25 protein-coding genes and 3 pseudogenes are annotated in these 24837 nt (G+C 64.9%); 8 read left to right on the top strand and 20 right to left on the bottom strand.

What is annotated here, in order from left to right:
* Window positions 1–3: 3 nt before the first annotated feature.
* From ACV7NQ_RS42220 to ACV7NQ_RS42210, 3 genes are all read left to right on the top strand, one after another.
* The gene (locus ACV7NQ_RS42220; RefSeq protein WP_463366021.1) at window positions 4–1134 is read left to right on the top strand and encodes an HsdM family class I SAM-dependent methyltransferase; all 1131 of its coding nucleotides are present in this window, start codon (window positions 4–6) and stop codon (window positions 1132–1134) included.
* A gap of 177 nt (window positions 1135–1311) precedes the next feature.
* Window positions 1312–1527 carry a type II toxin-antitoxin system VapB family antitoxin gene (locus tag ACV7NQ_RS42215; RefSeq protein ID WP_463364613.1) on the top strand — a complete coding sequence of 72 codons (216 nt, stop codon included), beginning with the start codon at window positions 1312–1314 and terminating at the stop codon, window positions 1525–1527.
* Window positions 1524–1937 carry a PIN domain-containing protein gene (locus ACV7NQ_RS42210; protein ID WP_463364612.1) on the top strand — a complete coding sequence of 138 codons (414 nt, stop codon included), beginning with the start codon at window positions 1524–1526 and terminating at the stop codon, window positions 1935–1937. Before ACV7NQ_RS42215 ends, ACV7NQ_RS42210 begins: the two co-directional genes overlap by 4 nt.
* 373 nt (window positions 1938–2310) lie before the next feature.
* On the opposite strand, the gene ACV7NQ_RS42205 is transcribed toward ACV7NQ_RS42210, so the two are convergent.
* The 13 genes and pseudogenes from ACV7NQ_RS42205 to ACV7NQ_RS42145 all read right to left on the bottom strand — a co-directional run bounded on the left by ACV7NQ_RS42205 (window position 2311) and on the right by ACV7NQ_RS42145 (window position 14549).
* Complete coding sequence (locus tag ACV7NQ_RS42205) at window positions 2311–3471, bottom strand: asparagine synthetase B family protein (RefSeq protein WP_463364611.1); 1161 nt, start codon at window positions 3469–3471, stop codon at window positions 2311–2313.
* 7 nt (window positions 3472–3478) lie between these two features.
* A complete protein-coding gene (locus tag ACV7NQ_RS42200; RefSeq protein WP_463364610.1) occupies window positions 3479–3970 on the bottom strand; it encodes a hypothetical protein in 492 nt (163 codons plus the stop codon).
* Between the two features lie 91 nt (window positions 3971–4061).
* Window positions 4062–6323 (bottom strand): recombinase family protein, encoded by a 2262-nt coding sequence (locus ACV7NQ_RS42195; RefSeq protein ID WP_463364609.1) that lies wholly within the window; start codon window positions 6321–6323, stop codon window positions 4062–4064.
* A gap of 13 nt (window positions 6324–6336) precedes the next feature.
* Window positions 6337–6699 (bottom strand): annotated as a pseudogene (locus tag ACV7NQ_RS42190) (recombinase family protein); the annotation flags it as partial.
* Between the two features lie 132 nt (window positions 6700–6831).
* Window positions 6832–7149 (bottom strand): hypothetical protein, encoded by a 318-nt coding sequence (locus ACV7NQ_RS42185; protein ID WP_463364608.1) that lies wholly within the window; start codon window positions 7147–7149, stop codon window positions 6832–6834.
* Between the two features lie 104 nt (window positions 7150–7253).
* Window positions 7254–7946, bottom strand: coding sequence for a reverse transcriptase/maturase family protein (locus ACV7NQ_RS42180; protein WP_463364607.1), 693 nt, complete (start codon window positions 7944–7946; stop codon window positions 7254–7256).
* A 590-nt stretch (window positions 7947–8536) separates the two neighbouring features.
* A pseudogene (locus ACV7NQ_RS42175) lies at window positions 8537–8983 on the bottom strand (transposase); the annotation flags it as partial.
* Between the two features lie 21 nt (window positions 8984–9004).
* Window positions 9005–11335 carry a tyrosine-type recombinase/integrase gene (locus ACV7NQ_RS42170; RefSeq protein ID WP_463359983.1) on the bottom strand — a complete coding sequence of 777 codons (2331 nt, stop codon included), beginning with the start codon at window positions 11333–11335 and terminating at the stop codon, window positions 9005–9007.
* Complete coding sequence (locus tag ACV7NQ_RS42165) at window positions 11332–12396, bottom strand: tyrosine-type recombinase/integrase (RefSeq protein WP_463361685.1); 1065 nt, start codon at window positions 12394–12396, stop codon at window positions 11332–11334. Before ACV7NQ_RS42165 ends, ACV7NQ_RS42170 begins: the two co-directional genes overlap by 4 nt.
* Window positions 12397–12497: 101 nt before the next feature.
* Complete coding sequence (locus tag ACV7NQ_RS42160; protein WP_463364606.1) at window positions 12498–12887, bottom strand: IS3 family transposase; 390 nt, start codon at window positions 12885–12887, stop codon at window positions 12498–12500.
* A 53-nt stretch (window positions 12888–12940) separates the two neighbouring features.
* On the bottom strand, window positions 12941–13228 hold the full coding sequence (locus ACV7NQ_RS42155; RefSeq protein ID WP_463364605.1) for a transposase: 288 nt from the start codon (window positions 13226–13228) through the stop codon (window positions 12941–12943).
* A gap of 29 nt (window positions 13229–13257) precedes the next feature.
* Window positions 13258–14034 carry an IS66 family transposase gene (locus tag ACV7NQ_RS42150; protein WP_463364604.1) on the bottom strand — a complete coding sequence of 259 codons (777 nt, stop codon included), beginning with the start codon at window positions 14032–14034 and terminating at the stop codon, window positions 13258–13260.
* Window positions 13950–14549 (bottom strand): IS66 family transposase zinc-finger binding domain-containing protein, encoded by a 600-nt coding sequence (locus ACV7NQ_RS42145; RefSeq protein WP_463364603.1) that lies wholly within the window; start codon window positions 14547–14549, stop codon window positions 13950–13952. Before ACV7NQ_RS42145 ends, ACV7NQ_RS42150 begins: the two co-directional genes overlap by 85 nt.
* A gap of 55 nt (window positions 14550–14604) precedes the next feature.
* On the opposite strand from ACV7NQ_RS42145, the gene ACV7NQ_RS42140 reads away from it, so the two are divergent.
* The 3 genes and pseudogenes from ACV7NQ_RS42140 to ACV7NQ_RS42130 all read left to right on the top strand — a co-directional run.
* Entirely contained in the window at window positions 14605–14817 is a 213-nt protein-coding gene (locus tag ACV7NQ_RS42140; protein ID WP_463366020.1) for a DUF6444 domain-containing protein, read from the top strand.
* A 98-nt stretch (window positions 14818–14915) separates the two neighbouring features.
* Entirely contained in the window at window positions 14916–16055 is a 1140-nt protein-coding gene (gene tnpC / locus ACV7NQ_RS42135) for an IS66 family transposase (RefSeq protein ID WP_463364602.1), read from the top strand.
* Window positions 16016–16111, top strand: a pseudogene (locus tag ACV7NQ_RS42130) (hypothetical protein); the annotation flags it as partial. The gene tnpC and the pseudogene ACV7NQ_RS42130, both read left to right, overlap by 40 nt.
* Before the next feature lie 116 nt (window positions 16112–16227).
* Here ACV7NQ_RS42130 and ACV7NQ_RS42125 read toward each other — a convergent pair.
* Window positions 16228–17409, bottom strand: coding sequence for an ISAs1 family transposase (locus tag ACV7NQ_RS42125; protein WP_463364601.1), 1182 nt, complete (start codon window positions 17407–17409; stop codon window positions 16228–16230).
* A gap of 807 nt (window positions 17410–18216) precedes the next feature.
* Window positions 18217–19491: an IS4 family transposase gene (locus ACV7NQ_RS42120; protein WP_463365544.1), complete on the bottom strand. Its 1275-nt coding sequence runs from the start codon at window positions 19489–19491 to the stop codon at window positions 18217–18219.
* 157 nt (window positions 19492–19648) lie between these two features.
* Between ACV7NQ_RS42120 and ACV7NQ_RS42115 the strand changes: the two genes are divergently transcribed.
* Complete coding sequence (locus ACV7NQ_RS42115) at window positions 19649–20245, top strand: hypothetical protein (RefSeq protein WP_463364600.1); 597 nt, start codon at window positions 19649–19651, stop codon at window positions 20243–20245.
* A gap of 227 nt (window positions 20246–20472) precedes the next feature.
* Window positions 20473–21315, top strand: a complete 843-nt coding sequence (locus tag ACV7NQ_RS42110) for a transposase (protein WP_463364599.1) — start codon at window positions 20473–20475, stop codon at window positions 21313–21315.
* 150 nt (window positions 21316–21465) lie between these two features.
* Here ACV7NQ_RS42110 and ACV7NQ_RS42105 read toward each other — a convergent pair whose 3' ends face one another.
* From ACV7NQ_RS42105 to ACV7NQ_RS42085, 5 genes are all read right to left on the bottom strand, one after another.
* Complete coding sequence (locus ACV7NQ_RS42105; protein WP_463364598.1) at window positions 21466–21618, bottom strand: hypothetical protein; 153 nt, start codon at window positions 21616–21618, stop codon at window positions 21466–21468.
* A gap of 448 nt (window positions 21619–22066) precedes the next feature.
* Complete coding sequence (locus ACV7NQ_RS42100; RefSeq protein ID WP_463364597.1) at window positions 22067–22729, bottom strand: hypothetical protein; 663 nt, start codon at window positions 22727–22729, stop codon at window positions 22067–22069.
* 282 nt (window positions 22730–23011) lie between these two features.
* A complete protein-coding gene (locus tag ACV7NQ_RS42095) occupies window positions 23012–23545 on the bottom strand; it encodes a recombinase family protein (protein WP_463364596.1) in 534 nt (177 codons plus the stop codon).
* A 26-nt stretch (window positions 23546–23571) separates the two neighbouring features.
* Complete coding sequence (locus ACV7NQ_RS42090; protein ID WP_463364595.1) at window positions 23572–23811, bottom strand: hypothetical protein; 240 nt, start codon at window positions 23809–23811, stop codon at window positions 23572–23574.
* Between the two features lie 43 nt (window positions 23812–23854).
* Window positions 23855–24280: a hypothetical protein gene (locus ACV7NQ_RS42085; RefSeq protein ID WP_463364594.1), complete on the bottom strand. Its 426-nt coding sequence runs from the start codon at window positions 24278–24280 to the stop codon at window positions 23855–23857.
* Window positions 24281–24837: the final 557 nt, after the last annotated feature.

Raw genomic sequence — 24837 nt, 5'->3', positions numbered from 1 at the left:
GCCCTGGGATGTCTCAAAGGCGACGCCTATGAGGAACTGCTGTCCAAGGGGGCATCCGACAAAGGCTCGGGTGCCGGCCAGTACTTCACCCCGCGTGACTTGATTACCGGGATCGTCGATGTCATCGACCCGAAACCCGGCGACACGGTTGTCGACCCGGCCTGTGGCACTGGCGGCTTCCTGCTCGTGGCGCACGAGCACGCCGCCCGCGGCGCCGAGAACCTCACTCCCGCCCAGCGAGCCCACCTGCGCGACCACTTCGCCACCGGCTACGAACTGGTCGATGGCACCGCGCGGCTGGCCGCGATGAACCTGCTGCTGCACGGTATAGGCACCCCGAACGGCGATTCGCTCATCGAGGTCCGTGACGCTCTCATCGCCGACCCCGGACAGCGGTGGAGCGTAGTGCTCTCCAACCCGCCGTTCGGCCGCAAATCGTCGCTGACGATGATCGGAGCCGACGGGCGGGAGGTTCGCGAGGACCGCGAAATCGAACGCCAAGACTTCGTCGTCACCACCAGCAACAAACAGCTCAACTTCCTGCAGCACATCATGACCATCCTCGACATCAACGGCCACGCCGCCGTAGTGCTGCCCGATAACGTCTTGTTCGAGGGCGGCGCGGGCGAAACCCTGCGCCGCAAGTTGCTGGCCGACTTCGACCTGCACACCCTGCTGCGACTGCCCACCGGCATCTTCTACGCCAAAGGCGTCAAGGCCAATGTGCTGTTCTTCGACAAGAAACCCGCCGCCGAGCAGCCCTGGACCAGCAAGCTGTGGGTGTACGACCTGCGGACCAACCAGCACTTCACGCTCAAACAGAACCCGCTGCGCCGCCGCCACCTCGATGACTTCGTCGCTGCCTACCGTGCGGGCGCGGACCGCAGTGAGCGCAGCGAATCCGAACGCTGGAAATCGTTCACCTACGACGAACTCATCGCCCGCGACAAAACCAACCTCGACATCACATGGCTGCGCGACGAATCACTCGAAGACACCGACAACCTGCCCGCCCCCGAAATCATCGCCCGTGAGATCGTCGAGGATCTCACCGCCGCGCTCACCGAGTTCGAAGCGGTCGCGGCGGCGCTGGAGCAGGGCGCGGTGAACGCGACAACCAGATCGTCGAGCTAGCCCGGTGGTCTGGTGAGGCCGGCATCGACTTCTTCGCTATCGCCGCCGCCGAAGACGTTGTCCGCCCGGTGATGCCGCAGGAATGCCTGCTCGGATGGTGAATCGATCTGGACCTACACGCTGTGCATACTAGGTGATATCATGTATACATTGCTAGATATCACCGGAGGTTGCGCCATGGCTCGAACTGTGATTGATCTCGATGACCAACTGGTGGCCGATGTGTCGAAGGCGCTCGGGACTGGAACCAAGAAGGACACAGTCAATGCGGCGCTGCGAGAGGTCCTCGACACGCGTCGTCGTGCGCTTGCCCTGACTCGGTTGCAGGACGCCGCTGCGGATGGCGCCTTCGATCTGGAGCTGTTGGAGGACAAGCGGAACTACCGCCGGTGAGCGCGGCTGCGTTCCTGATCGATACCAGTGCGTTAGTTCCGCTCATGCGACGTGATTCGGGTACAGACAGCTGGTACAGCGCGGCCGCGGCCGGGTTGCTCGCGGTATGTCCGATCATCGAGTTGGAGTTCTTCTTCAGTGCACGTTCTCTCGTCGATCGGGAACGCGCGATCGAAGACATGCGATTGTTGTTCGGCTGGGAGCCGGTCGACGATCGGGCCTACGCCCGCGCCTGGGATGTGCACAGGGAGCTGACCAAACGGGGGCAGCATCGCAGCGCAGGTCCAGTCGATCTCGTCGTGGCCGCCACGGCCGAACTCCGAGGGCTGACGCTGCTGCATCGCGATCACGACTTCGACTGCGTTGTCGGAGTGACCGGCCAGCCCCATCAGTGGTTTGGATCGACTTAGCCCGTGCGTTCTCGTATCGGTTCGGCGAACGCGCGGATCTGCGGTCGCGAAAGTCGGACAAATCGGCGATCATGAATCGTGATCTGCCCGCATTGCAACACGAACCTGCTACGCAGGGAGCGCGGTGGGCGGCGCTGCTTGAAATGTCGGCGGGTGTTCGCGCTCGAGCCGAAGGAAAGTCCGCTCGGGCTGCACGATATTCGGATGCGCAAGCTGGCGCAGCGGCTCGGTGACGGGCGGGGCTTGCGCTACACGCCAACGCAGCTCTGGTACGCGGCCGCGCGCAAGAAGATTCCGGATGCGTACCGGCACTTCCGGCGGGTCCGGATCGGGATATCGATCGCCATCGTGGTGATCGGGTACTTCTGCGCCGTCAGCGGTGGGTTACCGGCGGCGGTGGTGATCGGTTCGGCCACAGCGTTATTGGTGTTGGCCAACGTCGGTCTGGTGGTGGCCAGGCCGTGGTTCGCCGACCGGGCCACGATCCGGATACCGGTGTCCTATCAGACTTTCCGCGACGAGGTGATCGGCTTGTGGACACGGGTCTACGGCGGTCTGCCGCCAGGTGCGGTGGACGAGAACACCGTGTCGCCGCCCGCCGTGGACCGGCCGCGATTCGCGGTGCTGTGCCCGGACCGCAGCGTGCCGACACTGTCAGCACTCGATGTTCGGTATGGCAGTGCGCGGCAACGAGTCCGGAGTAGGCGAGTTCATTCGGGGTGGTCCCGCCGAAGCTGATCGAATAGGAATGCACGGTCTGGTCGTGCAGTTCGGCGGCGAGCGCGGTGACCAGGCTGCTGTCGATACCGCCGGACAGCAGCACGCCGACCGGCTCACCGGCGGGCAGCCGCCGTGCGACGGCGTCTTCGAGCAGGGCACGCAGAGCGAGCGCATGTTCGGTGGCGGACCGGTCATCGTCGACTTCGACCGGCTCCCAATAGATTTCCTCGGTCAGCGAGCCATCGGCGTGCAGCCGCACGCAGCGACCGGGCAGCACCTCGTGGATGCCCCGCAGCAGGGTATCGCGTCCCGGCAGATAGGCAAAGGTGAGGAAGGACCGCACGGCGGGCAGATGCAGTCCGGTTCGCAACGCCGGCCAGCGCTGCAATGCCCGCAGCGAGGTGGCCGCGGCCCACGCCGCACCGGCCCTGGCATGGAAGACGGTGCGAGCCCCGACATGATCGCGCACCAGCACCAGATCAGCGCCGTCGGCGATGGCCAGCGCGAACATACCGTCCGCACCGGCGATTCCGTCGAGGCCGAAGCGTGCGTAGCAGCGCAGCAGCAGTTCACCGTCGGCACAGTTCCGCGACGGCGCGTCCGCACCGAGCCGGGCGCGCAGCCGGGCGGCGTTGAACAGCGTGACCTCGCCGACCGCCGACAACTCACCGACGGCGAACGGTCCGTCGGCGACACCGGGACCGTCGAGCAGACCGAGGGCATGACCGCCGCCCACCGACACCGGTTCACCACCGACCGCTCGCACCTGACCGGACGGATCCCGCGCGGTCAGAAAGGCACACCAACGAGACATCGTTCCCTCAGCCGAAATCGCCGCCGCCGTCGTCGCCGGCGTCATCGTCCCAGCCGCCGTAGTCGCCGCCCGAGGAATCACTGGAACCCGACGACTGCGCGGCCGCCTGTCTGCGCAGTTCCTCCTCCTCGGCCGCGGTCAGCGCGCTCGGCGGCATGATCAATCCGCCGAGCAGCGCACCGCCCGCCACCGCGGCCAAAATGCCGCCGAGCCTGCCACCGAACGAGGACCGGTTGACGGTCAGCACACCGTCTCTCCAGAGGGTGCGTCCGTAACCGGCTTCCCGGCCGTAGACGAAGGAGCCGTTGCGATAGGTGCGTTTGACGAGCGCCCGGCCGAGTGGTTCATCGGTCCCGGAGAGTCCGCGATCGTCGCGCCAGGACACGACATGGCCGGGACCGCGGGTCCGCCACTCCTGCCTGCCGTCGGCGTAGCGCCGGTGCGCCGTGCCGTCGGCGAGCAATTCATCGGTATAGGTGATCTGCCGATGCTCGGGCACGGCTGTTCCCTTTCATGCGGCAGGCCAGGTCATGAAGCCCGCGGTCCGTGCGCGGCGTAGCGCGGTCAACGTTGTTCTCGGCGCGCGAACCTCACGGACCAAGCGGGTGCACGGTGCGTAGCAGCGACGCCGGGCGCACTGCTTCCAACTCGACGAATCGGCCGTGCCGCAGCCACGCGCGCTCCCACCGATCGACGTCGGTCGCCACCGCAGCCGGTGCCGGCCCGTGGCGGTGCGTCACATGCAGCGCGCCCGCTTGCCGCGGTCGCAGCCCCAGCGCCACCACTCGTACACCCTCGGGGATATCGGTGAGTCCGGCCAAACGCGCCGGGAAGGTGAGCCCGTCCGCGCTCGCATCGTGCAGCAGATAGACGGTGCCCTCGACCCGGGCCAGCATGCCCGCGACGCCGGGATCCAGCGGCAGTTCGGTCGCGCTCAGCACCGGACAGGCCGATTCCATCGGTAACCCGTTGGCGCGCAACATCTGTGCGATCCCATCCGACTCGCACACGAGCAATCGCGGCAGTCCGTAGTCGAACAGATCCGGTTCGGTCGTGTGCCGCCCGGCACGGGTGGCCGGCGGCGGCCCGAGGGACAGCAGGCCGGGCACCGCACCGTGGTGGTCGAGCGCGGATCGGAAGACCGGGTAGCTCACCGGCGCGGCGAGTGTGAACGCGAACCGCCGCGGCACTCGATGCACGGGCGAGAGAAAGCGGCAGACTTCGTAGTAGAGCTGACGCTCGGTGAACCGGATATCGTTCGGCGCGGCCGCATGTTCGGCCGCGATGCGTAGCAGCCGACCGAGCACGTGCTGCTTCACCCCTGCGGCCACGTGAGGAAACCTACCTCGCGGGCGCGGCGGCGCTCCGGATCGGCCGCCTCCTCGACGCGCTCGACCGACCGCTGCAGCACGGCAAGCAGCTTCGCGGGCGGGATCGCCGCCACCGGCGACCACCCCCCGCCCGCCAGCCATTCGATCTCGGCCTCCGACAAAGGTTCCCGGCGCAGGAACGCTGCCTCGGCATCCGTCGGCCGCGACTCCCGCAACCGCAGCGCCGACTGGTTGGCCAGCACCGCGCGCGGTGACAGTCCGACCACCACGGCCCGGTTGCCGAGCGTGACGCGGGCCTGCCCCGCCAGTGCGATACCAGGCAGGCTGGCGTCGTGCAGCACGATCACCGGGACCTGCGGTGGGAGCCGATCGATGCGGTCGCACAGCGCCACCGCCCAGCTGCCCGGCACATTGTTCGCGGCGAGGCAGGCCAGCTTTGCTGTGGAGTTGGCCGAGGAATCCCTCGAGGTCGGCGGCGAGCGCGAGGTAGCCTTCACGGTCGGCGAGTTGACTGTCGAGTGCTTGAATCTGGTTGTGTAGGTTGGCTTCTCGCGCTCGTAGGTCCGGCATGCGTGAGCGCAACTCGTCGATGGTGATCAGTTGCTCGCCGAATGCTTCGATCATGCGGGCGATCCCGGTGCGAGCCTTGGCCAGCGCGGTCTCGAGCTGCTTGCGTTGCTTGAGGACCGGGTCGCTGCTGCGCTCGGCGACGAGGCGTTTGTCGATCTCGGTGCGGATCAGTTGCGGGTCGGCGAGCATCCCGGTGATGTGGTCCCAGACGACGGTGTCGAGGTAGTCGGCGCGGACCGGTTTGTTGGCGCAGACCCGCCCACCCTCGTAGCGGTAGTCGTCGGAGCCCAGGCATCGGTAGTAGTAGATCTTCTTGTTCGTGGTGCGGGTCGAGGTGCGGTAGTAGCCGTATCCGCAGCTCGAGCATGCTGCGAGGCCTTGCAGCAGCGAGGGGATCTTGCTGTTGCGGGAGGCGAATCGCTTGTTGTCGGTCAGCCGTTGCGCGACCCGGTCGAAGGTCTCTTCGGTCACGATCGCGGGAACGGCGATCTCGGTCCATTCCTCGCGGGGCCGGTCGACGGTTTTCGACGCCTTCGGTGTTGAGCGTCCCTGCAGTCGGGCGACCCGATTGAGCCCCGGCGATTCGTGCACGACCATGGTTTTGCCGAATACAGCGCGACCGGCGTAGGCGGGGTTGCGCAGCATCCCCCAGATCACCGAGCGGTCCCAGCGGCTCTTGCCGGTGCGGGTGGGCACGTCCTGTTCGGTGAGCCAGCGGGTCAGCTCGGCGATGGAGGCGCCGTCGTCGGCATAGCGCCGAAACATCTCCGCGACCAAAACTGCTTCGTGGGCGAGGATTTCGTAGGCCGCGCCGGTGTGGTCGCTCTTGCGCAGGTATCGGTAGCCGAACGGCGCGCCCGAGAGCACGTTGACCGACCCGGTCTTGGCGCGGTGGGTCTTGCCGCGCCGATAGCGTTCCATGATCTGGGCTTTCTCGTATTCGGCGAACATGCCCTGGAACTCCCACCAGCAGTTGATCCTCCGGGGTGTCCCCGCGCGGGCCCTTGACGAACTCGACCCGTGTCCCGGCGCGGGTGAACTCCTCGATCAACAGCGCCTGGTAAGCGAACTTGCGGGCCAACCGGTCCGGGGAATAACACAGCACCACGTCCACCCCGACCCCGGCGACCAGGTCACGCAACCGTTCCAGCGCCGGCCGGATCAGGGTAGCCCCGGAGTGTCCTTCGTCTTCGAAGACCCACTCCGCGGGGACCTCAAGCCCCAGTTGCTCGGCGTGGGCGCGCAGCGCCACGGTCTGCGAGCGAATCGTCTCGTCCTTCTTCTGCCGGGCCGAAGACACCCGGGCGTATATCACCGCACTCGTCATCAGGCGGTAGTCCTTCCTCCCGGGTCCGCGTGAGGCGGGCCCGGCGTTGTGGCACAAGAATGTCGTAAGCCACCGACAAATCCGTGGCCGCGTGGCGGTCGAAGACGAATTCCGTCTCCACCGCCCGGTCGTTCACCTGCGCCGGGGCTGGTGGTGACCCCGCGCCAGGAACTCGGTCAACGCGCGCGTAACCAGGGCGGAGATCGTGCCGCCCGACTCACCGGTTCGTTCACGCACCCGATCCACCAGCGCCACAGGCAGTTTGACGGTGAACACCACCGTCTGCTCCGGCACAACCACCCGCCCCTGCGCGGCGGCCCGCTCGACATACCGGCGAGCCTGACGCGGCGAGCAGCCGAACTCGCCCGCCAGCACCCGTGCAGCCTCGGCAACCACGACACCGTTGCCGAGCAACTCAGCCGCCGAGTTGACCCGCTGCGCGAATTCCATAGCGCCGCAACGACTATCACCAACACGCATGACACAAAGATAACATCAAACATGTCACACCGCCGTCCCTGCGATGCGCCGAGGACGTTCCAGCCGCCGGTAATTCAGCGTGACATCGAAGCAGAAGTTGCCCATTGCGTTGGAGGCGAGAAAATACCCCCTTGCGGTGCGCCACTCAATGTTTCGTGGTAACGCCATTCCTCTAGATATCCAGCCTGGAGCAGTCCGTCGATCAACCGCAAGAAACGGTTGTCGTGAATGTCTTCGACCAGAATGGAGTGCAGCACCCCATGGTCGAGCCGGTCGAAACACTGGGAGATATCTCCCTCGACGAACCACGTCATACTGCGCCACGACTGCGATATTTCCGTCAGAGCGGTGTGACAGCCCTTCCCCGGCCGGAAGCCGTGAGAACGTTCGGAAAACTGCGGCTCGTAATACGCTTCCAACAGGGAACGGATCACTTCCTGCAACAGCTTATCCGACCACGACGGCAGACCCAGGGGTCGGCGTTTCTTCGGCGATCCTTTCTTGTCGATATATACACGCCTTACCGGGGACCACCGATAGCGCTCATACCGCAGCGCTTCGATGATCGCCTGAATCTTCTTCAGGCTCATGCCATCCACGGTCTCCTGATTAGAGCCGGGCGTCATGGAACCGTCGTTTCGGTAGATCTTGCCGTAGGCACGCAGATACAACTCCGGGTTGAACAAGTGCCGATACAATCTCTCCAGTGGCAATCCTCTCTTACCGCGTTCATGGATGATCTCCCTCAGGACTTCGGCTCTCTGCATTACGCATACCTCATCTATCCGGATAACCTCGACACCTGTGCCACTTGGCCCTGTGAACGGCTTTCCCGCTCTCCCTGGTGGGGCGTCACTCCCACGACTACTATTGGCACTCCGTCACCGTGGGGCTCGCGCCCGGTAGGTGATCCCGAATTCCTCTTGCGCTGGACGTATCGAGTGCGACGTAGGCGGCCCGTCCGTTCCCTTGAGTGAGCTCGTTGCCCACCGCCCACCAGCCGGAAGGGTTGGGGCGAAGCAAAGGGGATTCGCCTGATGCTGGTGGCTCCGCTCCGGGCGTTGTATGTCGGAGGATGCACATTTCCATCACCGGGAACTGGGCTTCAAACAGTCTGGTCTTCGCCATATCACACGGGTCTTGCGCGGCAGCACCATCAACGCCTTCACAATGCTCCACGCTTTCCCGCCATGCTGTTGTCCCCTCGCGCTTTCGCGTCCAGGTAAGACGGGTGACCCAAAGGGTCTGCTCCTTCCGAACCTCTACTCTCTGCGAGAGTGATCCAACGCCGAGTTAGACGGCGCAACTTCGCCCTGCAGACGGCTTTTGAGGTTCACCCCGAACGGTGGACAGGGGGCTATGCGGCTTCCGCTGCGGCTGTCGCCAGGGACTGCTCGTAGCGTAGCGGACTGATCATCCCGATCGCAGAGTGACGGCGACCGGTGTTGAACCATCCTATCCAATCATCAACGGCGGCAACAAGTTCAGCCTTCGTCGCGTAGGCGTGACGGTAGTAACACTCGTGCTTGAACGTGGACCAGAACGATTCGGCGGGACTGTTGTCCCAGCATATTCCGGTTTCGCCCATCGACCGCCGAAGCCGGTGTCTGGCACAGGATTTCGCCGTCAGACCAGCGGTGAACTCGCCACCACGATCGGAATGCAGCACGGTGTCCTCGCATCGGCCGCCGCGGGTGGCCACGGCCGCATCAATGGCCTCACAGACCATGTCGGCGCCGATGTGGTCGGCCACGACATGCCCGAGCACGCGGCGGGAGTGCCCGTCCCGGATCGCACACATTCTGTGGAATCTGAATTGTCCGGTTTATATGGATTTGCTTGGGTCTGCAGGGGTTATGGGCAACAGGGTGGCGGTGGGCGGGACGCCGATCTCGCGGGGCGTGGCGCCAGTTGGGGCGGGGACATCGATCAGTCGTTCGAGGAGCTGATCGAGGGCGCTTTGTCCCTCGTCGACGGCGACCCGTTCCTCGTCGGTGAGCGGGATGTTGGCCAGCATCCGCTGCAGGTTCTCTTTGGCCTCCAGGAGTTGCCCCTTGCTGGAGTTCTTGGGGGTGTAGAAATCGCAACGAGCGCAGGCCATTCGGTGCGGGCATTGTTCGAAGAAGGTGTAGGTGCAGAAGCCGTGACCGAGGTCGTAGTGCTGCCAGGGTTCTCCGGCGGCGGCTGCGCCGGAGGTGACAGCGTCTCGGTCGACGAGGACCTCGATGGTGCGGATGTTGCGGGCGAAGTACCCGGCCTCGGAATACGCCTTGGACAGGGTGTTCGGGGTGATTTTGGCGTAGTGCTGGGTGGTGTTGGGGGTGCGATGTCCGAGCCATGCCTGCAGCTCGAACAGGGTCATCGGTTCCTTGGCGTTGTAGAGCTGGCTCGCGATCGTGGACCGGGCGCGGTGGCTGGTGATGTTGCCGCGGACGTCGGTGGTGGGGACACCGGCTTTGGCGCAGAGCGCCGGGATGACGGTGCGGTTGATGTAGTACTTGGCGACGGGCTGGGCGCGGACCGAGAACAGCATGTCGACATGTTCATTGGTCTTGCGGTCGAGCCGTTTCGGCTGGTGCGGCCGTATTTTCTGCCAGGCTTCGATGGCTTGTCCGACGATCGGGTCGACCGGTTTGGTGAACGCGGTGCCGGTCTTGTGGACGGGAACGTCGAGCAGGCAGACCGCGTCCTCGGCGAGGACGTCGTCGGAGTCACCGGGGATGGGCAGTCCGGCGTGTTGCCAGCGGATGCAGCCCACCCGCAGGCGGGAGAGCTCGTCGCTGCGCAGCCCGGAGAACAGCCACGTCACCGTGATGGCGCGGACCAGCTCCATCGGATAGGCGGTATCGCCGGAAGTGCCGGGCAGGTCGGGGGGTTCCAGGTTGAGCCCGGCCCACAGCAGTTTGGCCCAGACCTCGTCGGCGATCACGCGGGGGTTGGGGCCGATCAGCGCGGCGACGCTGCGGGGGACGGCCAGCGCCCGGTTCGGGTCGAACCGGCGATCGATCCACTCCCATTCCTGGCAGTCCCGGAAGAACGTGCGGGTGGCATTGAGGTTCTGGGCCTTGGTGCGTGGTGAGATCGGAGTGCCAGCGCGGTCGCCGAGGGCGTCGTGGCGCTGAACCCAGTCACCGACACTCATCCGGTCGACCACGGCGACCCAGGCTGCGCAGGTCGCCCTGGTCCAGTGGCCCGGTTCGGTGATCTCGGGGTGCTCGGCGGCCAGCCAGCGGCCGGCTTTGGCCATGATATTGCGGACTGAGGCGCGGACTTTCGGGGTCAAAGTTGATGTGGCATACCATCGTTCGACCCACGGCGCCCACTCAGGATCGGTTTCTTCGATGCCGAGGACAGGGTTGTATCCGCTGCGCACCGGCGCCTCACAGTGCCCCAGTTCCGCCACGACGCGTTGCAGCGCGAACAGCATCGACCCCTGATGCCCCTCAGTTGCCGGATGCGCTCGCAGGGCCGCGAACGCCGTGGTGCTCAACTCGTCGAGGCGGGGACTGCCGTTGAGCAGCAGGGCTTGACTGACCCCGCCCCGCATCCGATGCTTGGCGTCCATGACGTCGCAGTAGCCCCACCGTTGCAGCGTCTCGCCGGTAGTTCGCAGGGACTGCTCTACGTCGGATTCACCGAAAATCAAGCAGGCCAACCGAAAACGGTTGAACGTGCCCAACCGGTGGAAGTCGGTGAACCCGCCGAGCAAGTAAGCCAGCGCCACGACGAACGGCCTGACCGTCGACTCGGTCGGCAGCGGCTGGGCGGTTTCGAACTCCCGCGCGCTGCCGCCACACACCCTGGCCCACTCCCACGGTGTCCACCCCCAATACGACCGGCCAGTGTCCGCGCAGTGCGCCAGCACGATCGCCGCGGCGTGCAAGCCAGCCCGCCGGAACCGGACATCCTCACCATGATGCAGCCCGGCCAGAGTCTCATCGAGCGGAACGACCAAGCGGGTCACCGCATTCCAGTGCCGCGCCGTCCGCCGCGGGACACCGGTGGACCGTTTGCGCCGCAGCCCCGCGGGCCCCAACGCCAGCACCGCCGCAGCCTCACCGTCGAGCAACACACCACGGCGGTCCCAGCCGCGGCGGCGGCGCGGCAGCGCGGCGACACCGCTTGCCGCCGACGACACCGCCTCGGCCGCCGTCACGCCGGCCCGTCCTGTCGGCCGTCACCGGTTCCGGTGAGCATTCCGATCCGCCATGCGTGGACGTGCGTCATCGAGGAATTCAGTTTTGCCGACAACTCCCGCCCGGACAGGTGGATGTACTGCAGTGTGGAATCGGTGCTGCGATGCCCAGCGAAACTGGCGATCGCGTGCAGCTCCCACCCCATCCGGGCCAGATCCGTCAAACACAGATGCCGGGTGGTATGGGTGGAGAACCGAGAAACATCAGCCGCCAACGCAATGCGCCGCACCACCTTCGACCACGTCCACAACGTCAGCGGCTCCGCGCGATTACGGCGTGACTCCGACAGAAACAGCGCGCCGCGAGCCCTGCTCAGGGTGGCCCGGTGCTGCAAATACTCCGACAGCAGCACCCCGGTCGGCGCCGAATACGGCACCACACGTTCCCGGCGGGTCTTGGTCGTCTCCGCCCGCACCCGCACCGTGCGGTGCGCCGGATCGATATCGTCGCTGCGCAACGAGCACAACTCCTCCCGCCGCAACGCCGCGTCGTAGGCCAGCGCCAGCATCAGCCGATTACGGATCGGCTCCTCGGCGAACACCCCCAGCAGCCGCAGCCACTCCTCCTCGCTGGGAATCCACGGCAGCTTCACCATGCGAGGCACCAGCGACCGCGCCCGACCGCTGACCACCCGGCCAGGCGTATACCGGCCCCGGCCAACAGGATTCGAGTCCCGCACCCCCTCCTCAACCAAGAAATCATAGAACAGCCGCACCGGCACCAGACGCTGCTGCATGGTCGCGTTCGCCAGCCCCGACCCCGAATCCAACGCCACCACATTCGCCCCTCGCCGACTCGGCCGCGACGTCAACTCCCGCACGAACACCGCCACCTGAGCGCGAGTCGCGGTCAGCGGATCGAAACCCTCCCGCTCACAGACCAGCAGATACTCACCCAAACCCCGCGCATACGCATCGATCGTTCGCGGCGCACGCCCCAGATCGGTCCAGATCCGCAACCACTCCGCCGCCCGCACGTGCCGACCGAGAACCGGCCACTTCGCCTCCACCGTCTCCGGCATGCACCAGCCCCGTCTGTCCGTCGAGTTCGAAAGTTCGCCGCGACGTTACTGAGCCCAGGCCCGGACCCCGCTGACCGACACACGGTCAGATTCCACGTAACTTATAAGTAGGCCCAGCCATCCCAGGTCTTGATGTAGGTGATGTCACCGCACCAGCGTTGATCGACAGCATCAGCGATGAAATTGCGTCCGATCAGGTCTGGGGCGGGGACCGGTGCGTCACCGGCGACGGTGGTACGTTTCCACTGCTTCGGGTGCCGTCCGCGCAGGCCGGCGGCCTGCATCAGCCGCCACACCCGTTTGAGGCCTATCCGGATGCCATGGGTGTGTAGCTCGGCGCGCATGCGTCGCACGCCCGGGTTTCCACGTAATTCCTCGTGCAGGGTGAGGATCAGCGCAGCGAGCTCGGTATCGGTGCGTGCCCGGTCGCATTCCGGGCGGATCCGCCAGGCGTAATAGCCCGAACGAGAGACATCCAGTTCGATGCACATGAATGAAATCGGGTATGAGTCGGAGTCCGCCCAGTCCGCGATCGCAGCGAAAACTATCGCTGGTCTTTCGCGAACCAGGTCGCTACTTTTTTTGCGAACTCCAACTGCATCTTCAGGTGCGCGTTCTCTTTCCGGAAGCGTTCGAGTTCCGCTCGCTCGTTGATATCGAGCGGTCGGTCCGATTCTGCACCGTCAGCGTTTTCTTTCTTCACCCATTTCCTCAACGTCATTTCGTGCACACCGATATTCGCGGCTACCGTCGCCACCGATGTGCCGCCGACCACTAATTGTACAGCCTGCTTTTTATACTCGGCAGTGAAGCTCCGTCTCGTCGATCCCATAACTGTTCCTCACGCTCGGAGACCAGTCGCTAATCAAGCGACTGTCCACCAAACCGGGAACGGTCCATCCAAGGTCGGCCCTCGGCAAGCATGACGAGGACTTCGAGGAACTGGTGGCCGTGTTTGGCGGCTGTGGATAGGTAGCTGCGGATGGCGCAGAACTGTTCGGCACCGGTAAAGGTTCGCAGGCAGCCGGAGACTTTTTGTCGGAGTTTGATCATGCGGATGTCGCGTTCGGAGCCGTTGTTATCGGGCGGGATCCGGATGTCGGTGGTGAACCGCAGGTAGTCGTCTTCCCGTTTGAGGAGCCGACGGGCCAGCGCGTTCTGCTTCTGCATCAGCTTCGTGGAACGGGCGGAAGTCTCGGCGAGGCCGATCTTGGCGGCGTCGCGGTAGAGACGGACCTGCGTGGCGAGCGCGTCGGGGTCGATCAGTGGCATGTTGTCGGCGACGGCACCGCTGTCGACGGCGGCGGTGACCAGCCGTTGAATCGCGACCAGCGCGTCGGCGACCTGATCTGCCCAACACCACGGGGTGCCGGCGGGCGCGTTGTCGGCGACACCTTGCAGCTCGCGTTGGGCATGGGCGCAACACAATTGGTGTTCGGCGTCGGTGTAAGTGTCATACGGCGCCCACGCGTCGTGGACCGCGACGGTCTTGAAGTCGGGCAGAACCCCAGCGGCTTTCATCGCGTCGGTGCCGCGCTTGGCGTGGCAGGTGATCAGCGTGTACTTGTCGGTGCGGGCGCAGTGGACCCAGTGCAGCTTGCCCGCGACCCGCAACCCGGTTTCGTCGAACCCTGCCACGGCGACTGCGCGATCCAGAACACGAGCCCCGCCAAGAAGGGCTCCAGGCCGGTCGCCGCGCGTTTGGTCATCGACGCCACTGTGGCGTCCGACATCGGCGCGCCGAACAACTCGCTCAGCGCCTCGGCGGCACGTTTCTTCGACAGGAACTGCCCCACGTACAGATACAGCACGATCGCATGGACGCGCGGCCCGTACTGCACCGGCGCGGACACCCCTTCCGGCGCCGTCGCGCAGGTCGACGCCCCACAACCACACCGGCGGGTGATCAACCGGTGCTCGGTGACCTCCAACTCCATCGGCGGCAGGTCGAACACCTGTCGCCGGGTCACGCCCACCTCCGGGGCACCGCCAAGACCAGCGCCGCACCCGCCACACGCGGGCGGCTCATGCCGCACGACCCACTCCTCGGGCACGTCCTCGACCTGCGACAACGTCGATCCCGGATGACCGTCCTGCCCACCCGGTTTGCGACCAGACTTGCGGCGCAACGACTTCAGTGCAGGCTTATCCAAGCCGTAACTGGTCAGGTACTCGCTGGCGTGGCGTGACTGGTTTTGCTTGTTGGTGATGGATTATGTTGGGGTGCTTGGTGATCCGCGTCCGTCCTATGAGCAGCTCGCTGCTCTGGTGGTGGCGCTGGGCGGGCAGATCGAGCGTCTCGAATCCGAGATGGCTGAGCGGACGGCTCGTTTCGAGGCCGAGATCGCGGAGTTGAAGCGGCGTTTGGGGCAGAATCCGCGCAACTCGTCGAGGCCGCCGTCGAGTGAAGGCTTGGAGTGACTGGTCAGGTCCTCGTTGGCGTGGCGGCTTGATTTCGGTGGATTGTGGTCAATGATGTTGCAGTGCCTGGTGATCGGTGTCCGTCCGTTGAGGAGCTGATGGCGGAGAACGCTGCGCTTCGGGCGGTGATCAACGAGTTGCGTGGCGAGATCGCGGAGTTGAGGCGGCAGTTGGGGCTCAACAGTCGCAACTCCTCGAAGCCTCCGTCGACCGACGGGTTGGGTAAACCGGCTCCGAAGTCGTTGCGCCGCAGGTCGGGCCGTAAACCTGGTGGCCAACCCGGGCATCCGGGGTCGACGTTGGCACTGGTCGATGGGGTGCCCGACGAGCGGATCGTGCGCCACGAGCCAGCGGCCTGCGGTGGATGCGGCGCGGGCCTGGACGACGCGCCCGAAGTCGGGGTGGTGCGGCGTCAGGTGTTCGACCTGCCGCCGATGAGGATCGATGTCACCGAACATCAACTGGTGACCCGCCGATGCGGATGCGGCGTGTCGACGTGCGGGCCGGCCCCGGCGGGGGTGTCCGCGCCGGTGCAGTACGGGCCGCGGGTCACCGCGATCGTGCTGTATCTGTATGTGGGCCAGTTCCTGTCGAAGAAACGCGCCGCCCAAGCCTTGTCGGAGCTGTTCGCCACGCCGCTGTCGGATGCGACGGTGGCGGCGATGACCCGCCGCGCCGCCGACGGTCTCGAGGGGTTCCTTGCTGCCGTCGGCGACCGGATCGCCGACGCGCCGGTCGCGGGTTTCGACGAGACCGGGCTGCGGGTCGCGGGCAAACTGCACTGGGTGCACGTCGCACGCACCGACATGTTCACCCTCATCACCTGCCACGCGAAACGCGGCAGGGACGCGATGACCGCCGCCGGGGTGCTGGGTCGGTTCCGCGGCATCGCGGTGCACGACGCGTGGGCACCCTACGACACCTTCACCGGCATTGCGGCACACCAGCTTTGCGCGGCTCATGCTCTTCGAGAGTTGCAAGCCGTCGCCGAGACAGCCCCCGCAGACGACGACTGGCCGTTCAGGTCGCCGACGCGCTGGTCGCGATGCAACGCCTGCTCACCGATGCCCTCGCCACCGGCACCGCCATCGACGCAGACGCGCTGGCCGAGCAAGTACGGCTCTACCGCGCGGGCGCCCAGATCGCCATCACCGAGACCGCCGCCCGCGAGAACACCGTCACGCGCAAACACCACGCCCTGGCCCGCCGATTGTTCGACCGGTGCGAGGACTACCTGAGGTTCACCACCGACCACGTGATACCTCCGGATAACAACGGCTCCGAACGCGACATCCGAATGATCAAAATCCGCCAGAAAGTCTCCGGTTGCCTGCGCAGCCTCACCGGAGCCCAACAGTTCTGCGCGATCCGCAGCTACCTGTCCACCCAGGGCCCCGGCAAAGTCGTGTTTCAGCATGTCAGGAGTAGTTCGACGGGCCGGTTGAAGTCGTGGGCATTGTGTCGTAGGGCGGCGGTGATGTTGGTGTGGCCGGTCAGGCGGAGCAGGCTGATGGCGGTGTTGCGGAGGGTGGCCATGACTTGCGGTCCTGCGCCGGTGCGGATCTGGGAGCGGTCTTCGTCGGAAGCGGTGTCGCGGACCCAGTGGAGTTTGTTCTCGATCGACCAGTGCCCGCGCAACCATTCTGCTATCTGTTCGGGGGTGGCGTCGGTGCACGATATGGACGTGACGGCGTAGACGGTTTCGGTGTGACGTTTGCCGGTCTTGGCGATGGTCCGGGTGCGGGTGATCCGCAGTACCTGCGCGGCGCCAGGGAATCCGATTCCGGTGGTGATGGCGGTGGCTTTGAGGGTTCGCCGCTCACGGCGGCCGTGACCGGAGGAAACAGTGCTGGATGCGGGAATGTGTTTCCATGGAAGGGCTTTCACGCGTTTGCGCAGGCCGGGTTGGTTGTTCTTCACGGTCAGGATGTAGTGGCCGCCGCGGTCGGTGATAGCGGTGGCGGTGTCGCGGCAGCAGTGCAACGCATCGGCGGTGACGACCGCGCCGGTGATGTCTAATGACTCCAGAAGTGCTCGCAGCACGGGGATTTCGTTGGTTTTCGCGCCGACCGTGATCTGCGCGAGCACCATGCCGGTGCGCTGGCACAATCCCGCCAGCAGATGCGTCAGGTTCCCGGCGGCGTCGCGGGCTCCGCGCACGGTTTTCCCGTCGAACGCGATGACCCGCCGCCCACCGATCATGCTCGTACGCAGCCACATCCACGCGCCGATCACTTCGTCGAACCCATCGGCGGACAGCTGCGCGAGCACACGGCGGATCGTCGATTCAGACGGCACTGGTCCGGTCACTCTCAGCCGCGCCAGCACCCCGGCAGGAGCGTCGGCGGCCCATTCGGCGATCGCGGCGAACGACCGCGCTCCGGCCAGCGTCGCCGACAGCGCGATCCCCAGCAACGGCCCCAATCGGTGGCGCGTACCCCGACGATCCCGCGGGTCGGCCACCCGATCCAACACCTCCAGCAAACCCAACGGAACCAACACCCCAGCCTCGCCACCAGCAATACCGCCGGCTTCGGCACCGACCCGGTGAGCCGACGAATCCAGGACAGGGGATGATGAGAACGCGGGCACGGCAACAGCTTTCGGACGGTCCAGGTGTGGTAACCAAGATCATCACCGACCGTTGCCGTGCCCGCCCAAACGACACTCCAAACCCGCAGGTCAAACCCTCACATCACGACTTTGCCGGGGCCCTGCCTGTCCACCGCCAACAAGCACGGCAAACAATTCCTCGAAGTCCTCGTCACACTCGCCGAGGGCCTACCATGGCTGCCCGCATAACCTGACCAGTCACAGGCCGATCGACCTTTCTTCTCGGGAGCTGGTGATTCGTGGGCGATGAGGGGACTGCGAAATCCGTGGTAGCCCACCGGAGTGGCATAAGTGAGGACGCTTCGTTACCGTGACCGCATGGTTGGCATGCGTTACCGAACACCGTCCGAATACAAATGGAATGCCGTCTGGCCTGAATCACGGCGTCCAGGGGCGATTCTGTTCGGAACGGCAATGATCGCCTCCGCTGTCTACTCGACTGCAGAACACCTTCTCCCAGTCATCCTCAACATCACGTTCGGCGTCCTGGGATTACTACTCGTTGTCGGCACTAGAATCAATGCCGCTTAGCTCGCCCCCTGTAGAGCTGTGACCGGCGGTTTTGCGGATGGTCGTCGTTGTGTCGGCGTGATGCAGCTTTGGTTGGCCAGCCGGATGGTAGCGGGTCCGGTGTGACGGGTTCCCTTGTCTGCCTTGCGTTTTACTCGGAAGCTGTTGTGTCTGGCGCGTTTGACGACGCGGGGGTAGGAGCGGTGGCGGCGGGGGTTGAGGTGGCGTTTTGCGGTGATCTGTTCGGCGAGTTCGGTGTGGAGCTCGAGTTGGCGGTCAGGGGGAAAAACCGTCCGGGCCTGCGATGGTGTCGCGGGCGAGTCGGACGGTCTGGGTGAACTTCACGCGGTCGGGATCGATGCCGGTCTCGACCGCGGCCCGGCAGATCAGCGAGCAGATCGCGTAGTGGGCGATGAGGAATCCGTATATTTCCTGGCGGACCATGTCCGGGGTTTGCGAGCGCAGGGTTTTGGCGGGGCCGCGGAGCTGCGTCTTGATTTGCCTGTTCGCGGCTTCGTGTTCCCAGCGTTGGTGATAGGCCTCGGCCAGGATCAGCGAGGGTGCCTCGTGCGGGTCGAGGATGGTGGTGAGCAGGCAGATCAGCTCACCGCCTTCGCCACGGTCGGTGATCTCGTACTCGATGACGCGGGCGAAACGAGTCCGGTCCCAGTCCAACTCCTCCCCGGCTATGGCCGCCTCCAGCAGCTCGGCCCGCATTTTCGCCGGGGTTTTGGGCGCGAAAAGCAGTGTCACATAGGAGCCGTCACCGAGGCGGTCCACGATCGGCAGGTCCATAATGTCACCGAGACGCCACAACAGGTCGGCGTCGGTGTCGGCGCCCTGGCACCACAGTTTGAAACTGTAGAACCCCTGGTCACACACCAACATCATGCCGGGTTCGAGTAACCAGATCAGTTCGGCCGCGGCGGTGCGTTCACCGGTGCCCTTGCCCACGACCGGCCCGATCACCGCGCCCAGGCTCACATGCGAGCCGCATTCGGTCAACGTCACCACCCGTGCCTGTGGCAACACTCCCTTGCTCGGTTTACCGAATTCCGTTGCGTTGGCCTCGGTGTCGGCCACGTCGAACACCATGCCATCAATCGAGACCAGCCTGCGTCGCGCGTAGAACGCGTCCAGGGTCAGCCGCGACGCCACCGGCACCGCGATCCGCTCGAACAGTGTTTTCATCGGCTCGAACCCCAGCCGCTGCCGGGCCTGGGTGATCCCACCCGAGGTCGGCAAACTCCACTTCGGATCCCAACAACGCCAAAGCCGCAGCGGCCCAACCAGTTTCCGCATCACCCCCTCGTAGTCCACACCTGCGAACAACGCCAACGCGACCACGAAATACATCACCAAATGCGGCGGCAACGTCCCACCACGACGCTTGGGCGCCTTGCCGTGCTCGGAAATCGCCATCTCCACCGCATCACGGTCCACCACAGCGGTCAACACACCCAACGACACCTGATCGATCAACGACACCGCACCCACATCCACCACGTCGGCGACGCTAACCCCAGCACCGACACGATCCGGCACCGACACGCCCAAAAACGCTCCACACCAACCAGTCTCACAGACCAACCAGCTGGCACTACATCGCAATCATGCCGATGACCTGCGAAAACACGTCAAGCTAAGTGGCATTGGCACTAGAATCGGTCGACGGCCGGCCGTTTCCGCCGATGGCGCCGGTCGATTTGTGCTCCGTTACAGCCCATGGCTAAGCCCGCAATTTCACATGTTCTTGTTGTTCGGCATCGCTGGCGTCATGACGATCTGCAGCGGCCTGACAACTGCGACGCCCGGGTGGTTCATCGCAGCCGGCGGTGTATTGACATTCGTTGCCCTACTGTCGATTTCGATGCTTCTCGTCAGCGCAGGCGCAGCCCATCTCGTCTTCGACACAAAGACTTTTCGTGTTGTAAACCGGCTGCCACGAGTTGGTTTCGATCGGGAATACCGCTGGGACAGCGTCAGCACGCTCACATTGCAACGCGACACCACTCGCCAAACGAGCACGCCGTTGCCAGTGATCACCTTCATCTGCCCGCCGGAGTCGGTCACAGCCCATTCTTCGCCGAGCCGAGAAGACGCCGCCACAACGATCAACAACCAGTGGCAGCTCAGCGTCACCTGGTTCAGTGTCGAACCCAACGCACTGCTGGCCACCATGCAGTACCTCAGCGCCGACCCGAAGCACCGCGAGACAGCAACCATTGCCAGCATCAAGGCGATGCTGACCCCTCCGCCGTGGTCGGAGCGACCGAGTGTTACTGAATCACCTACGGCCGCATGATGTCTCCGTTCTGCACCGTGAGCAGCAACTGGCGCTCCGTGACGGTGAACGGATGATTGGCAAGCGTTACCGAACACCGCCTGAATACAAATGGATCGGGGCGCATTGATAGTTGTTGCGCTACTACTGATCTCATTGGGACTCATCACTGCGGGGAGGATCTTCCTGGTACTCGGTACAAGCACCTTTCGAGTCGTCAACTTGATTCCGCGCGTCGGCTGGCGTCGGTGGCGTCGTCGCTGAACACGGTGTCGTGCCGGAAAATGATCGAGGCGCTGATCAACGGCGAACGCGACCCGCGGGTGTTGGCGGAGTTGGCGCGCGGAGTGATGCGGCTCAAACACGATGCTCTGGTCGAGGCCCTGACTGGGCGGTTCGACGACCACCACGCCGAGTTGGCGCGGATGCTGCTCGACCAAATCGACGCACTCAGCGCCCAGATCGACACGATCGGCGCCCGGATCGAGTCACTGCTCGATGCCATCGTCATCGACGTTGCCGATGACGATGACGATGAGAGCCTCGACGGTCCCACGACGTTGATCACCGCGACGACCCTGGTCGAGCATCTCGACGAGGTCACCGGCATCGGGCCGCTGAACGCCCAGCTCGTTATCGCCGAGATCGGCGTGGACATGACCGTGTTCCCCACCGCCGCCCACTTGGCGTCGTGGGCGAAACTGTCCCCACGCACCATCCAATCCGGCGCCAAATACCAGGGCGGCACGACCGGCAGGGGCAACCCGTATCTCAAGGGCGCGCTCGGGGAGGCCGCGGCCGCGGCCGCGCGCACCAACACCTTCCTCGGCGAGAAATACCGGCGCATCGTCAAACGCAGAGGGAAGGCCAAAGCCCTGGTAGCTGTGGCCCGCTCGATCCTGGTGATCGTCTGGCTACAGCGGCCGAGCTGGCACTGGTACGGGTCCCGGCCCTTCTCAGTTGCCATGTTGCAGCGACGGGGACGACCACAGCATCGCTGCCATTCTCGGACGCACTCTCGGTACCGGCCTGCCCGGCTTGCGGCGGCAGGGGCTCGATCGTCCCGCCACCGTCGTCGCCACCGTGTGTAGTGGGTCGATGGTCACTTTGGGATGGGTTAAGTCTGAAGCGTCGCATGTTCGTGCCCTCGGCGGGGCGCTACAAGGATGGGACCGGTCGTGAACAGTGGTTTTCATTGGGACGTTAACGGTTGGAGCGGGTTTCGTCCATCCGAAGCCGGATTAGCTTGTCTTCGCGGCAGCTGCGTCGGTTTCTGCCGCTCGCCAGACCGGCACCGGATTGTGCGTGGCGCAAATCGCGATCGGCAGCGCTATCTCGCCGATGATCAGAGCCACGATCGCGGCGGTGTGCTGATCGGTGTACAGACTGTCCACCCTGGGCGCATTCCGCGCTGAATACATATGTCCGCGCGGGCACGGCGGCTAGCAGCGTGTCCCCACAGACGATCATCGGAATCGGCCGGGGCGGGGGTCGGGCCGATCGTCGTCGATTCCTCACGGCCCTCTTCGGCGAGGAGATTCTGCCTGGTTCGTGTGAAGCGGGAGTGGATGGCACTGACTGACAGCGGTCGCGTCCGCCGAGGGCCCGGTCGCCCATGACCCCCTCGATCACATCGCACCGGGGCTGCGGACCCACTACCCGCGCCAGCTGCTGATCGCTCACGGCGTGCTGCCCGACCGTGATCGGCAGTTGGACCATTTGGAGCGGTGGCTTCCCACGCGCGCCGGCCGAGGCCCTGACCGTAAGAGACGGTCAGTATGGCCGCGGGCGGGCCCGCTTGCTGTCGGTGGTCACCACCTGCTTCGGCTGGGGCGGAGGAGATCAGCCGAAGAAGTAGCCGGGGTTCTGCCGCAGTTGTATGAGGGTATCGAGCGGTGTGGATGGCAGCCTGGTGTCTACCGGTGCCGGGGGAGGTGGCGGCGGCGGCACCGCGCCGAGTTTCTCCCACGGGAACAGCTTGAATAGCTCGGCGTAGTGGCTGTGGCCGAGGGTGATCTCCTCGTCTTTGTCGAACCACTTCAGCACCACACACTTCGCGCTCACCGCATCTTTGGTCACAGCCTTGTGGTGGATGATGTCGTGGCGCAGAAGTCGCAGGTCGCCGAAGTAGCCGATCTTGACATCGTTTGGGCTGCGCTTCCCGAGAAGAGGCGCGATCCGCGGCTTGTGGTACCCGTCCCACTCCTCGTAGAAGGACGGGATCCACGCCCGGTTGAACCAGCGGTAGTACTCCCCGCCCGGCCCGAATGCCCTGGTCTGGTTATCCACCTGGATCGTCGACAGAGACGGTTCGGTCACGAGGTCCATGCCCTTCTCGGGATGCGCAAGGTCGAAGTAGAGCGGGCGGTTGCGACTCACCGAGTACGACTGCCTGAGCTTCAGGATGGCGAACGTCGCACCTCCGGCGGGCGAGAGCCTGGCCATAAGGACATGGCGCCGAAGCGATTCGAACACTTCCTCGGCAATCGTTTGTGCATCGTTCATCCTCCAATGATGAGGACCGTCACCGACATAATCGGGTATCCGGCGATGGGCTTGCGGTCACCAGGATGCCTGGAACGGGAAGTAATGCCGCGCTGGCGGCAACGCGCGCGAGCTCAGTTCTCGAGTTCTGCGGCGTGGCGGTTCGCCCTGTGCCGTGGTGGGGTGTGCCCGGCCGGAGCTTCGTCGATCTCGGCAACCAAGTCGCGCCCGACTCCCGTCGGGCGCGGTTTGCCTCGTCCCCGTACCGACAGCAGCCTCCGGTCCGATATCCCGCCGCCTTCTCTACGTGATCTTCCATGCACCGGCGGACATCTCACGCTCGAAGGGCACGTCGCATTTCGTGACGCGGATATTCCGGATCACGTGCAGTTGAGCGTGCACACAGACTGGGTGTCGACGATCGTCGCGTAGCCCAACCTGAATTGGCTGTCGCCGTCGATTGACTCGGCAACCTCCCGGCATCCTGCCGAGGCGTCGCCCGTGTCGTGACATTCCCGCGGCGTGGCGCCTGAGCGCGCCTCGCGACGCCGCATACGAGGACGTCCTAGTAGCCGATATCGTTCTCTGTGCTCGATTCCGCCGAGAGGCACTGCCTCCTGCCTGGTCTGTGCGGGCGGCAGACGAAAGCTGGTGAGCCAGTTCCTTTCCCGACTTCGTGAGCAGTAGCCGGTCGACATGGGAGTGTGCCCAGTGCGGCGATTTGCCGGTCGGGGTCGGAACCTTCTCGGCGGTCAGGCGCGCCGCGATCTGTCGCAGCGAAAGGCCGGCGATACGAAGTTCCACGACGTAGCGAAGGACCTTGAGGGGGCACTGCATTGGGCGACCGCGACCCCGGCCCGCGCTCACTGCTTGCGTCCGCGAAGCAGCGCCAGCAGAGCGTTGAGCAGATCGCCGAGTACTCCACGCGCGTGGACGCACCGGACATCGCTGGCCATCAGCGCCACGAACGCGGCGACTGCGACAAGTCCGGTGAGGACAAGCACGGGAAGGACGGCGATACAGACAACGGCAGCGCTGGCCAGCGTCGCGGTGGGCTCGGGGCAGACCTCCAGCACCCGAGAAATGAGACTAGAAATGTTCATTGCGTATAACTCCTGCATCTGGTGCAGGATTACGCGCAGGTCGTTACGACACGTGTACGCGCATCCCGCAGGCCATTAGTTGGTCTAAGTGGCTTGCGGGGAAGTTGGGCCCACGTGTGAGATGCGGATGGGAGGTAACGGCGTCGCCGGGCGCAGGAGCCGACCGCATCCTTCGCATGAGCTGCACTCGAAGAGTGGCGGCTAGTGTAGATGCGGCGTCGGTCACCCGCCGGACTGGGGAGTTCTCCAGGGCTTGGGCCAGGCCGGAGACCCTGATCGGCTTCTCCAGCCAATCGAGAGCATGCTGGCGAGCCTCCATAAGCTGCTTGAACCAGCCGCGACGCTTCCACTCCTCGGCGATTTTCCAGTCGCTGGCGATCCGGAAAGGCTGCGTTCTGACCTTCTCGGCAGCTACCCGCATCTGGTGGTTGATGTAGTCGCGGGCTGCGGTGTATGTCGGGCTCCTCATGACCGAACTGGCGAAATCCCTGAAGACGGGCGAGGAAGAGTGCAAATCCGCGTGCTGTACGACCGACTGATAATGCGCGTCAGCCGCACGTCCTCCTCCAACGGCGCCGCTGAACCGGGACCACTCGGATCCCGGTGGCTGCGTCATCGGATTGCTCATGGCTCAATTCTAACGACACGGTGAAACTGTCCCGGTATTTCAATAGCAAACCCGCAGCTCACGAACCGGCTCCATACGACAGCGGGCCTGGCGACCGATCGCGGGCCGCCGATCGTCGGAATTCTGTGAAACGCCGCCCGAGGGGAACTCAAGTACCGGAGCATAAGCGAACTCGGCCCGCCTCGTGCAGTCATGCGTTCCGGACCACTCTTCGGCCTCTGGGTGTGCTACGACCGTCAGGCGGGTACCTGGACCGGCGGCGCTATGCCCGCTGAGGTTCAGCGTTCCTCCGTCCGGCCCGTTAGGCCAAGCCGGTGTCGAAGCGGGGGAGTGGGAATGGTGATGATGATCTGAGTTCGGGCCCGATGGTGTCGTCGATGGGCTTGGCCGGTCGTTGG

The sequence above is a fragment of the Nocardia sp. Tas62D01 genome (assembly GCF_055232035.1).
The sequence above is the reverse complement of the archived record's forward strand: the minus strand, read 5'-3'. Positions and strand labels throughout refer to the sequence as shown.